This window comes from Comamonas sp. FG99 (genome assembly GCF_057808605.1).
On the sequence record NZ_JBMDII010000071.1, the window covers coordinates 1 to 11,470 of the forward strand.

General features: G+C 73.0%; 9 protein-coding genes. All 9 read right to left on the minus strand.

Features of this window, described 5'->3' with window-relative positions; translation table 11 throughout:
• Positions 1 to 436 (minus strand): type VI secretion system baseplate subunit TssG (locus ACODRX_RS25465; protein WP_488874343.1); only part of this gene is annotated, 436 nt, incomplete at its 3' end.
• Positions 412 to 2,286 carry a type VI secretion system baseplate subunit TssF gene (gene tssF / locus ACODRX_RS25470; protein ID WP_488874344.1) on the minus strand — a complete coding sequence of 625 codons (1,875 nt, stop codon included), beginning with the start codon at positions 2,284 to 2,286 and terminating at the stop codon, positions 412 to 414. The genes tssF and ACODRX_RS25465, both read right to left, overlap by 25 nt.
• Positions 2,283 to 2,789, minus strand: coding sequence for a type VI secretion system baseplate subunit TssE (gene tssE / locus ACODRX_RS25475; RefSeq protein ID WP_488874345.1), 507 nt, complete (start codon positions 2,787 to 2,789; stop codon positions 2,283 to 2,285). The genes tssF and tssE overlap by 4 nt, the downstream gene beginning before the upstream one ends.
• Positions 2,790 to 2,807: 18 nt before the next feature.
• Positions 2,808 to 3,368: a type VI secretion system tube protein Hcp gene (locus tag ACODRX_RS25480; RefSeq protein ID WP_488874346.1), complete on the minus strand. Its 561-nt coding sequence runs from the start codon at positions 3,366 to 3,368 to the stop codon at positions 2,808 to 2,810.
• A 12-nt stretch (positions 3,369 to 3,380) separates the two neighbouring features.
• Positions 3,381 to 4,970 (minus strand): murein transglycosylase A, encoded by a 1,590-nt coding sequence (gene mltA / locus ACODRX_RS25485; protein ID WP_488874347.1) that lies wholly within the window; start codon positions 4,968 to 4,970, stop codon positions 3,381 to 3,383.
• A 23-nt stretch (positions 4,971 to 4,993) separates the two neighbouring features.
• Positions 4,994 to 6,748 (minus strand): serine/threonine protein kinase, encoded by a 1,755-nt coding sequence (locus ACODRX_RS25490; RefSeq protein ID WP_488874348.1) that lies wholly within the window; start codon positions 6,746 to 6,748, stop codon positions 4,994 to 4,996.
• Positions 6,745 to 7,395 (minus strand): type VI secretion system-associated protein TagF, encoded by a 651-nt coding sequence (gene tagF / locus ACODRX_RS25495; protein ID WP_488874349.1) that lies wholly within the window; start codon positions 7,393 to 7,395, stop codon positions 6,745 to 6,747. Before tagF ends, ACODRX_RS25490 begins: the two co-directional genes overlap by 4 nt.
• Positions 7,395 to 11,003 (minus strand): type VI secretion system membrane subunit TssM, encoded by a 3,609-nt coding sequence (gene tssM, locus ACODRX_RS25500; RefSeq protein ID WP_488874350.1) that lies wholly within the window; start codon positions 11,001 to 11,003, stop codon positions 7,395 to 7,397. The genes tagF and tssM overlap by 1 nt, the downstream gene beginning before the upstream one ends.
• Positions 11,000 to 11,470, minus strand: a 471-nt coding sequence (gene tssL / locus ACODRX_RS25505; protein WP_488874351.1) for a type VI secretion system protein TssL, long form, incomplete at its 5' end; no start/stop codon positions are given. The genes tssL and tssM, both read right to left, overlap by 4 nt.

Below are 11,470 nucleotides of genomic sequence, written 5' to 3' on the forward strand. Positions count from 1 at the left end.
CCCCCCCCCCCCCCCCCCCCCCCCGGTACAGCTGCAGGCCGAAGCGGTGCAGCAGGCTGTCCAGGAACTCGAGCAGCGTGCGGTCGCCGCGGGTCAGCACGCGCTCGCGCACCAGGTCGCACAGGTGCGGCGGCAACGGGCCGTTCGGCCCCACATGGCCGAAGAAGGTCTGGCGCACCCGCGGCGGGTGCAGCTCGCCCGCGGGCTCGAAGCCGCTGACCGCGGCCGGCGCGAACGACATCGACGGCTCCTGCGCCACGCGCACCGCTTCCAGCGCGGGCCGGGGCGCATGGCCCCAGCGCGGCGCATCGCCCGCCAGGCATTCGAGCCGGCGCATCAGCGCGAAGAAGTCGTAGCGCCACGCTTCGTGCGCGCGCTCGTCCAGCCACGCGGAGATGGCCTGCGGGCCGCTCAGAGGACGGGCCGTGTTCCGCACATCGCCTCCCATCGCATGCGTTCGCCCTTGCCGGCCACCGACAGCACGGTTTCCACGAAGTGGTTGACCTCCACATGGCGCGCCAGCCAGCGCGCCATGACCGCGCCGAACAGAAAGGCGCTGTGCCCGTGGAATGCCGCGCCGTCCACCTGCAGCGTGACCTCCAGCCCGCGCCCGAACGCCATCGGGCCGGGCAGCGGCAGCCGGCGCACCACCGGCCGGCTCTGCACCGACAGCAGGCCGCGCACCTGCGCCTGGCGGATCTCGTCGGCATGCGTGGCATACAGCGCCAGCATCTCGCGCAGCGCGGCCGCGCCCTGCTGGGGGCTGCTGTCGGCCAGCGACAGGTAGTTGAGCGCCAGGTGGTCGATCACCCGCCAGCCCAGTCCCTGGCGCACCACCGGCGACACCGGCCGCGACGGCCCCGCCACCATGCGCACGCCGCGCACCGCGAAGGACTCCACGCACTCGAAATCGTCGCCCCGCCCCAGGGCCAGCAGCAGCGGCAGGTCGCGGTTGGTGACCAGCGCCGTGACGGCCAGCTGGCGCAGCGACGAGGCGAACGGCGCCTGCTGCGGATCGACGATCTGCAGGTACAGCTCCGAGCCCACATGGCTGCTGCGGCTGCCCTGGGCACGCTCGCGCGGCGAGGGCACGCGCGGCGAGCGGCTGCTGGTGTAGTAGGCCGGGTGCGCATCGCGGCTGCCGTGGAAGGCCGCATAGAACGGCATGAACACCTGCTCGGCCATGCCCTCGGACGGCGGCCCGTAGCCGACGACCTCGGTGATCGAATGGACCTCGAAATCCTGCGCGCGCGTGCGGTCGGCCAGCAGGTGGAATTCGCTCACCCCCTCGTCCACCACCACCCGGTCGAGCGGCTTGGGAAACAGGTTGGCCACCGGCGTGCAATGCAGCTGCACGCTGTCGCCGGTGACGAGCTTCTCCAGCGCCGCATCGCCACGCGAGAACAGGATCACCAGCTCCGCCTGCGCGCCCTTGCGCCCGGCGAGCGCCCGCGCCAGCCCGCCGATGCGCGCAAACCGGAAGCGCTCGGGGAAGGCGAAATACTCCTGCACCAGCCGGAAGCCCGAAAAGCCGGTGGCGGTGGCCGGCAGCAAGGCCTGGTCGTCGGCAAAGCCCAGCTCCGCGATGGCCTCGGGCGCCAGCGCCACCACCGGATCGCCCGCGCCGGGGCCGCGCACCAGCGCCCCCAGCGGCTGCCCCAGCACGCATTCGTGCAGCTGCCAGGCGACATCGGCCGCGCCGCCGAAATACAGCACCAGCTCGTCGATGGCCAGCGCGGACAGCTCCAGCCCCGCGGTCGCCTCCAGCCCGATGCGCAGCCCGCCGCGGATGTCGCGCGAGCGCGGATGCTGCGCCAGCGGCAGGTCGGGCGCGTAGCTGAAATACTGCACGCCGCTGATGCGCAGCGGCCACAGGCGCAGCTCGTGCGCGGTGCGGAATTCGCAATGCGTGTTCTGGCCCGCCGCCTGCCTGGAGCGCAGCGCGCTGCCGCGCGGCACGCGCGGGCCCTGGGCCAGGTTGGCGTCGGCCAGCTCGGGCGCGAAGGCGCAGATGCCGAAGGCCGGCGTGGGCGCGAGGAAATGCGGGTAGACGATGTCCAGCAGCTGGCCGGTGAAGCGCGGGTATTCCGCATCCACCTTCAGCTGCACCCGCGCCGCCAGGTAGGCGGTGGCTTCGATCAGGCGTTCCACATAGGGGTCGGCCACCTCCTGCCCCTCGATGCCGAGCCGGCGCGCGATCTTGGGGTGGGCGCGCGCGAACTCCGCCGTGGTGTCGCGGAAGTAGCGCAGCTCCGCTTCGTAGGCGGCGAGCATCAGCGGGTTCATGGCAGGCCACCCTGCACGTCCACCCGCCCCTCCTCCAGGTCGATGCGGCTGCGCATCAGGAATTCGAGCGGCACCGGTTGCGCCCACAGCATCCCGCGCACCGTCAGCTCGATGCAGTTGTGCGAGTCCAGGGCCGATCCGTCCATGGTGAGTTCCACTTCCAGCGTATGGCGGAGAATCCGGGGCTCGAAGCGGACGATGGCGCGCTTCAAGGCTTGTTCCATGCTGACACGCTGGATGGACGATGTGAACTGGCCAGACAGCATAGGCAATCCGTAGTTGAGCACCGACTCCGCCACCTGCGGATAGCGCTTCTCGGACAGCTCCGCGCCCCGGCCGCAGGCATTGAACAGCCAGCCGAGATCGCGCAGCACCACCTGCCGCAGCGCCTGGCGGGTGAGCGTGCGGCGCTCGTCGCCCTCCGCCTGCTCGCCGGGAGCATCGTCGAGCAGCCGGTCGAGCAGCGAGGGCTGCAGGTATTCCTGGGCCTGGGGTGACGGCATGGCGCAGCTGCCTTGGCGTCAGGACGTGCCGACCACGGCCATCAGGCATTCGCGCACCGCGCCGCGCGCGCCGCTGGCCTGCTGCGGCGCCGAGCGCACCCGCGCCTTGCGGTAGCTGAACATCAGCACCTCCAGCAGCACGCCGGCCGGGTGGCCGGTCATGAAATGCTGGCCGATGAGCTGCGCCTGCTCGATCCCGAACTCGAACATCGGCCCGGTATCGGCATGGCTGGCGTCGCCGCCGGCGCGAAACACGCTGATCGAGATGGCGAGTTTTTGCGTGCGGCTGTAGGCCAGGCTGGACAGCGATGCGCTGGCGGCGTCGGCCTGGCGCACCACGGTCAGCGGCGCGAAGTGGCGCGCGCCGTCGGCGCTGCCGCCCACGGCGCTGGCCAGCTGGCCCCAGGACCAGCCCAGGATGTCCAGGCGCGGCTTGCCATCGGGGTGCTTGCGGGTGGACTCGCCGGCCACCGGGCTGCCGGCATTGTCCAGCAGCATCAGCAGGTCGGGCCGCTCGCGGCCGGTGGCCGCCAGGTCGGCGATGCGCAGCAGGGCATCGATGCTCAATGGGGTCAGCATGGGCAGGCTCCTTCAATCGGCGCAACTGTCGTCATCGGGGACCAGGCAGTTCGCCAGGCTGGCGGCGCCGCGCGTCCTCAGCCCCGGCAGCGGATTGCCGCTGGCCGCGGCCACGGCCTGGCCGCGCGGCAGCAGCACCCACAGCTGGCCGCGCTCCTTCATGCGCCGCGCCTGGCGCGCCGCGCTGTCGCCGTTGCCGAAGAAATAGTCGGCGCGCACCGCGCCGCGGATCGCGCCGCCGGTGTCCTGCGCGATGGTCAGCCGCTGCATGGGCGCGGACGAGCCCGGCACCCGGGTGGATACGAACACCGGGTAGCCCAGCGGCGTGCTGCGCGGATCGACCGCGATGGAGCGCCCCGCCTTCAGCGGCACGCCCAGCGCACCCACCGGGCCGTGGCTGGCCGGCTGGCTCACCTCCTTGAAGAACACATAGCTTGGGTCCTGGATGCCCGAGCCCTGGATGGCGGCATTCACGCTGCGCCCCGGCACCACCACCGCGCCCGCGCTCACCGGCCGCGCCAGCACGAAGCCGCGGGTGCGTATGGCGCCGGGGTCGCTGAAATCGCGGTCCTCGTCGTCATCGAGCTCCAGCTCGATCGCGCCGCCGCGCGTGCGCACCGCGGTGCGCGGCCTGCCGCCCGGCCCCTTGGCCAGCGTGGGGCGGAACGGCTGCCCGTTCTGCTCCGCATAGCCGACGCGGATGACCCCGCCCTCCTTCAGGCGGATGCGGCCCGAGCCCTGGATCTGCATCTCGTACAGCTGCATCGCATTGGCCACGAAGGCCAGCACCCGGGCGTTCGGCGCGCCGCGCGTCTCGATCTCGGCGCGGGTGTAGTAGGGCTTGAGCTGGCGGCCGTCGATGCGCAGCCGCGCCTTGCGGTCGGCGGTGTCGCGCACGATCTCGGCGAGGTTCAGCGTGTAGCTGCCGGCGCCGCCCTTGGCCGGCCCCGGCTGCAGCACCACGTTGCGGCCCTGCACCGTGGCGGCGACAACCGAGTTCGCCGCCGGCAGCCTGCGCGTATCGAGGAACAGCATGTCCTGCGGCGGGCCGTAGACGGGGTAGATGAAGGGCGGCGCATAGCTGCGGCTACCCTCGATCTCGGGCTCGAAATAGCCGGTCACCACGCCATCGGGGCGGCGATCGTCGTCGCGGATCTGGTAGGCGGCGAACTCGCGCTCGAAAAAGCCCCGGATCGACGGATTGCTGGCGCCATCCACCTGGCTGGCGCGGGCGCAGATCTCCTTCCACGGCACGCCGCGCCGGTTCAGCACCTGGCAGCTGGCCAGAAAGCCCGACCAACTCTCGGACAGGTCGTCGCGCTCCCAGCCGGGCAGCGCGGCGAACGGCACCGCGGTGTAGACCGCGAGCTGGGTCGAGAAGCTGCGCGCCTGGCCCGCGATGCTGCTGCCGGGCGGCGGCGAGGGCGCGGCTCCAGGCAGCGGGGCCGGCGCGGGCAATTGCACAGCCGGCTGCGCCGCGCCGGGAAGCGGCGCCGGAGCCTGCGGCGCGGGCTCCGGCGTGGCAACGCAGCCGCCCAGCGCCAGGCCCAGGGCGGCAAGCCGCCAGGCGCGGATGCCGGGGTCGATGGATGCAGAGGTCATGGCTTTACTCCTATGCTGCGGCTTCACTCTTCCGTGACGCTGAAATACGCCACGCCATAGGCCGTGTCGCAGCCGCCGCCTGCCGGGCATACCGCCTTGCCCAGCAGCGGCGACGGCCCGGCTGCGCTGGCCGCCTCCAGCGCGGCCAGCACCGGCGGCGCGAACTGCGTGAACATGCCGTCGCTTTGCGCGCCCGATTCGCTGAAGTCGCGCTCGCTGGCGCTGACCACCACCGCAAACTCGTCCCTGCCGGCCGGCCCCGCCGCATTCATGGGCCAGGCGGCGCGTGGCAGGCGCAGGGTCTGCGCCGCGGCGATGCGGTTGTGGCGGTCGAGCTGGTTGGGAAACAGCAGCAGCATCTGCCCGTCGGTCGAGAGCAGGTAGACATAGGCATAGCCGTCGCGCTGGCTGCGCAGCTCGAATTCAAGGCCGTCCTTGCCGATGCGCACCGTGGGCTTGAGCGGCTGCGCGCTCACCGCGAAATCGGCCGCGGCATGCTGGGCCAGCGCCTGCAGGGATTGCAGCGGCGTGCGGGGCAGCGGTGCCGCCGGGGGGCTGGCGACAGGCTGTGGCGCCTGCTCGGGTGGCGCCGGCCGGGGCGCGGTGGCGGGTTCGATCGGCGCCGGCCCGGCGTCGGGCCGGGGCGCGGGCTGCATCCACAACCACAGCGAACCGGCTGCCGCCAGCGCCGCCGCCGCGGCCAGGCCACCGATCCAGAGCCTGGCACCGCTGGCTCTGCCGCTGCCTGGCGATGGCCGCGCCAGCACGATGGTGGGCTCGGTCGGCACGGGCGGTGGCGCCTGGGCGGGGGGCGCGCCGTCCAGGCCGAGCAGCGCGCGCAGCTCGGCCATCGACTGGGGCCGCTGCTCGGGCCGCACCGCAAGCCCCCGGTCTATGGCCTGCAGCAGGCGGGCGCTGAAGCGCTGGCGCAGCGCCTCGTTGCCCGCCAGCGGCGCATGGCTGTCCGACAGCATGCGCGCCACCGACGGCATCGGCGGCTTGCCGCACACGGCCATGTGCAGCACCGCGGCGAGCGCGTAGACATCCGTCCAGGGGCCCTGCTGCATGTCCGGCATCTCGGCGTATTGCTCCACCGGCGCATAGCCCGGCTTCAAGATCACGGTGATGGCCTGCGTGCGGTCGCTGATGACGCGCCGCGCCGCGCCGAAATCCAGCACCACCGGCAGGCCCGAGCCTTCGAGCAGCATGATGTTGTCGGGCGCGATGTCGCGGTGAAAGCACTGGGCGCCATGCATCACCGCCAGCGCCTGACTCACGCCATCGGCCATGCGCAGCAGCCATTCCTCCTGCACCCGGGGCTCGGCGGCCAGCGCCTGGCGCAGGGTCTGGCCCCGGTACAGCGGCATCACCAGGTAGGTCGTGCCGCGCTCTTCCCAGAAGCGGTAGACCTTGAGCAGCGAGGGATGGTCGAAGCGCGCCAGCAGCCGCGCCTCGTTGATGAAGCTGCGCATGCCCAGCTCGAAGGTCTCGCGGTGCTTTTGCGACAGCGGCGCCACCGTGCCGTCGGCATGCCGGGTGGACAGCGAGGCCGGCAGGTATTCCTTGATGGCCACGGTGCGTTCGAGCACATGGTCCCAGGCCTCGTACACCACGCCGAAGCCGCCCTGCCCGACCAGGCCGGTGATCTCGAACTCTCCGAGCCGCGTGCCCCGCTCCAGGACGCCGGCCCCGCCCGGCGCTGGCGCTGGCGCAGCGCCGCCGCCCTGCACGCGCGTGGCCTCTTCGTCCACGCCCAGGGAGCCGGGCGGCGCGTTCATGGCCGCTCCCCGCTCTGGCCGCATGGCTGCGGGCAGAACAATTGCGCAAAACAAGCCGCGCGCGGCAGGCCGGCGCAGCGCATGGCCGGCGGCGCCGCCGCGCCGCGCCAGGGGTCGGGCAGCCACAGGCTGGCCCCGGCGGCCGGCGCCGCAAGGCCGGCCAGACCAGCCACGGAGCCGGCCTCCGCCTCGCCGGGGACAAAGCCGTGCAGCAGCACGGCCTCGAAGGCTGCGGCGTCCATGTCCTGCTCCAGCGCCTGCAGGGCCAGGGCGGCGGCGCGCTGCCACCAGCCGGCGAGCGCGGGCGGCCAGGCCGGCGCCTGCGGCCAGGCGCTTGCCAGCGTGAGCGGAAAATACCGCCCGACCGCATCCACCGACGGCATGAGCACCCCGGCCCAGGCCTCGGGGCCGGCCAGGCCGGCGCCCAGCGCAAACAGCCACACGGGGCTTTCGAGGTAGCGCGCCACCCAGTCCGCGCGGCCCTGGCGCAGCGCGCCGAGGCCAGCCTGCAGCCAGGCATCCCAGGCGGCGACGAAGCCGCCATCGAGCCGCCGGCCCGCGAAATCGCCCATGCCCGGCAGCTTGCCCCACCAGCCCGGCACCGCGAGGGCCGGGGGGGCATGGGCGACGGCATTGGCCTGCCGCATCACAGCCCCTCCGGGCAGGAGAATTCCCGCAGCGCGCGCAGGCGCAGCGGGTGCTGCACGCTGTTGGTGGTGACCTCGAACTGCGCCCGCCGCGCATCGAGCTGGAAGGTGACGATGAATTTCTCCGGCGCATCGCCCGGCGTGAGCTGGCCTTTGTCCAGCATCTTGAACAGCGCCCATGGTCCCTCGGTGACCATGCCCGAGGTGCCGTTGGCCGCAGGCGGCTCCACGGTGATGCGCACCTGGTTGCTGTTTCTCGGGCCGGGCCACTGCACCGCCATGGGAACGATGGGGCCGTGGGCGTATTTCACGAGCTGGCCGTCCACGTCGAGCGTGAACTGGGCGATGCCCGCATCCAGCTCCTGCGGCTTGAAGTCGAGCCGGATCGAGGGCCCCTTGCCGCCGCCGCGAAAGAAGATCTGCCGGATGCGGTCGGCGCGCTCGAACTGCTGGATGGCCGCGGTCGAGATCGCCGCCTGCTCGGCCACCGGGCGGTAGCGCCAGGGATGGGCGCTGGTGTCCACCAGCGCGGCCAGGCGCTTCTGGAAGAAATCGTCCATCAGGCCGCCGGGGCCGAACATCTGCCCGAAGTCCTCGGGCAGCACGTCGCGGCTGCCGCCTTCCACGAACGGGTAGCGGCCGGCGATCGCGCGCCGGCAGAACTCGGTGACCGGCCGCAGGTCCTGGCTCAGGTTGCTGCGCTCGGCCACCCGCGCCTGGGCGGCGCCGCCGCTGCTCAGCGCCTCGATCATCGAGCGCAGCGGCTCGGGCAGCCGGCCGGCGTCCGAGCGCAGCTTGCCGGCCACGTCGCCGGGCGGCGGCGCGCTGCGGCTCTTGACCGCGGTGTCCACCGCGCTCAGGTACACATAGACCTCGTTGAACAGCTTGAGCGCATCGTCCAGCGGCGCGGGCGCGCCCGGCGCGGCGGGCGTGACCAGGCGGCGCAGCGGCTCGAAGCGGTCGTCGACGATGCTCTCGATGCGCTTGCCCGGCGGCGGCGCCAGCTTGCCGCTGCCGCCCGCGCCGCCGATCAGCTCTTCCAGGCTGCGGCGGGCGTCCCTGACGGTCTGGCTCGCGCGCTCGGCCGCGGACTTGTCGGCCTCGCTCGGCGTCAGCGTGGTTTCGCGCACCACGGCGCGCAGCAGGCTGGCCAGCGGCGACTGCGCGCCCGAGAGCGTGCGCGCGATCTCGATGTTCTTCTCGATGTCCGGCGCCCGCACCAGGCGCAGGTCGGACAGGAAGGCCTGCCAGAGCTGGGCATATTCCTCCAGGTACAGGCGCCGCACGCGCTCGGTCAGCTGCTGCAGCGCGGCGGCGTCGCGCACCCGGTCCATGGCGCCGCCGCCCTGCCCCAGCACCCAGGGATCTTCGGCCGCCAGCAGCGCGCTGACCACGCCGACCTCGCCCTGGAAGCGCTTGTGGTAGCCGTCGTAGGTGAACAGGCCGGGCACGCCTTCGGTCAGCGGCTTGCCGCTGGCGCGCTCGAAGACCAGCGGGGCCGCCGGCCCGGCCGCGCCGGCGATGGTGAACGCGGGCACGTCGCCGCCCAGGCGCTGGCGCTTGAGCCGGCTGAACACGCGCTGCTCGGCGGGAAAGCTGGCCAGCAGCGCGCGCACATTGCGCACCAGGTTCTCGTCCATGCGCCGCGGCACGCGCGGCGGCCCCTGCGCCAGCAGGGCGTCGAGCTGCTGCAGCAGCGCGCGGCGCTGCTCCTGCGGCACGCCGCGCTCGAGCGAGCGCTCCCAGTCGAGCGTGATCCAGGCCTTGAGCGCCTCGGCATCGAAGTGCTCGCCCTGGTGCAGCATCAGATAGGCCTTGAGCGCCTCGTAGGCGTATTCCAGGTTGTCCTTGCGGGCGTTGCGCAGCTGCTCCTCGATGCGCAGCGCCAGCTGCGGCAAAAAGGCTTCCTCCAGCATGCGCTGGTGCGCCTGGCGGGCGGCGGCATCGAGCTTGTCGCCCTGGTACAGGCCCAGGGTCATCGACAGCGGCGCGTCGCCGTCGCGGTTGCGCGGCGTCTTCCACGCGTCGCGCACCGCCTGCAGCACGGGCGCGAGGCGCAGCGGGTCGGCGCCGTGGGCCGGCAATGCCGCCAATGGCGGCCCGAGCTGCGCCGCCTTGGCCTGCACCGAGGCTACGTAGCCGAGGTTCTGCCACGCGCCATAGGCCCAGGCCGACAGCAGCGCCAGCGTGAACAGCAGCATGGCGCCCAGGCCGGCGAGCCGCAGCGCATGCAGGCGCCGCTCGGTGCGCGCATCCGAGCCGGCGAGCTGCTGCTCGCCGAACACCACGTCCTTGAGCAGGGCCTGGAGGAAATAGCTGCGCCCGCCGGACTGCTGCGGCGCCAGCGCCGCGCTGCCCAGGCCGAAGCTGCGCGCCAGCGACCCCATGACCCGGTCGATCGGGCTGCCCTCCTGCGTGCCGCTGGTGAAATACACGCCGCGCACCCAGGGCGGCTGCGCGAAGCGCGAGCCGGTGAACACCTGCTCGAGAAACTCCTGCAGCAGCGGGCCGATGGACGCGAACTGCGCGGGAAAACCGAAGAGCGCGGCGCGGCGCTGGCCATCGCGCTCCTGCTGCATGCGGGCCACCAGGCCCTGGTTCAGGCGCTGGTGCAGCAGCTGGAACTCGCGCTGGAAGGGCCCGCCCACGCCCTGCTCCACCAGGCGCGCGCTTTCCTCGGGCGCCAGCGTGAAGCCGAACACCTGTGCCCGCTGCTCCTTGCCCAGGTCGGAGAAATACTCGGAAAAGCCGTACAGCAGATCGCTCTTGGACACCAGCACGTAGACCGGCAACCGGGCTCCCAGCCGCTCGTCCAGCTCCAGCAGGCGCGCGCGGATGGCGGCGGCGAGCGCGCTGCGCTGCTCCAGGCCCTGGCCGAGCAGGTCGGCCACGCTCACCGTGAGGAAGACGCCGTTGAGCGGGCGGCGCGGCCGCGCCTTCTTGAGCAGGGCGAGAAAGCCTTCCCAGGCGCGCTTGTCGTCGCCCGCATGGCTGTCCTGGGTGGTGTAGCGGCCTGCGGTGTCGATCAGCACCGCCTCGCTGGCGAACCACCAGTCGCAGTTGCGCGTGCCGCCCACGCCGCGGATCGCGCCGGGGCCGAACTTCTCCGCCAGCGGAAAGCTCAGGCCCGAGTTCACCAGCGCGGTGGTCTTGCCCGAGCCGGGTGGGCCGATGAACACATACCAGGGCAGCTCGTACAGGTAGTTGCCGCTGGACAGCGAGAGCCAGTCGCGCCAGCCCGGCCGGCGCCCGGCGCTGCTCACCCGCATCTGGCGCAGCGTGGCGATGGCCGCGGCAAAGCGCTCGTCCAGCACCTGCTGCTCGGGGTTGCCGTCGGCCGCCGGCGCGGCGGGGCGGGCCGCCGGCGCCAGTCCCTCGGCCAGGTGCCGGCCGGCGCGCCGCGCCTTCCAGCGGCGCCAGGCCCAGCGCAGCAGCGCGATGGCGGCAAGCGCCGCGATGGCCGCCGCCCGGGCCCCTTCGGACTGCAGCGGCGCATGCTCGCCGATGCGCAGCAGCGGCCCGACCCACCAGATGAGCAGCGCCAGCACCAGCAGCGCGATGCAAGCCAGCAGCAGCGGGTGCAGCAGCAGCCTGAAGAGCTTTTTCATCGCGCTGCCTCCCGCGCGGGTGCGGCCTGCGGCGGCGCGAGCAGCACGATGTCGACGCGGCGGTTGCGCGCGCGGTTGGCCGGGGTGTCGTTGGCGGCGACGGGCTCGGAATCGGCCTTGCCCTCGGTGCGCATGCGCGCCGGCGCCACCAGCGGGGCGAGCATGGCCTTGACCGCCTCGGCGCGCGCCGCCGACAGGTGCCAGTTGGATGGGTAGCGCAGCGAGCGGATCGGCTGGCTGTCGGAATGGCCGGTGATGAGCACCTCGCCGGGCGTGGCGGCCAACGCCTGCCCGATGCGCGCGAGCACCGGCGCGGCGGCGGGCAGCGGATCGGCGCTGCCCGAGCCGAAGATCGCATCGCCGCGCAGGCGCACGGTGCTGCGCTCGGCCTCGTCGCTGACGCTGACCAGTCCCTGGCGCACCTCGGGCTCCAGGAAGCGCGCCAGGCGCGGCGCGGCGGGCGCCAC

Coding starts and splice junctions, on each gene's coding strand:
- tssE (WP_488874345.1), bottom strand. CDS start 2,789: ATGCCGTCACCCCAGGCCCAGGAATACCTGCAGCCCTCGCTGCTCGAC.
- tagF (WP_488874349.1), bottom strand. CDS start 7,395: ATGCGGCAGGCCAATGCCGTCGCCCATGCCCCCCCGGCCCTCGCGGTG.
- ACODRX_RS25480 (WP_488874346.1), bottom strand. CDS start 3,368: ATGCTGACCCCATTGAGCATCGATGCCCTGCTGCGCATCGCCGACCTG.
- ACODRX_RS25490 (WP_488874348.1), bottom strand. CDS start 6,748: ATGAACGCGCCGCCCGGCTCCCTGGGCGTGGACGAAGAGGCCACGCGC.
- tssF (WP_488874344.1), bottom strand. CDS start 2,286: ATGAACCCGCTGATGCTCGCCGCCTACGAAGCGGAGCTGCGCTACTTC.
- mltA (WP_488874347.1), bottom strand. CDS start 4,970: ATGACCTCTGCATCCATCGACCCCGGCATCCGCGCCTGGCGGCTTGCC.
- tssM (WP_488874350.1), bottom strand. CDS start 11,003: ATGAAAAAGCTCTTCAGGCTGCTGCTGCACCCGCTGCTGCTGGCTTGC.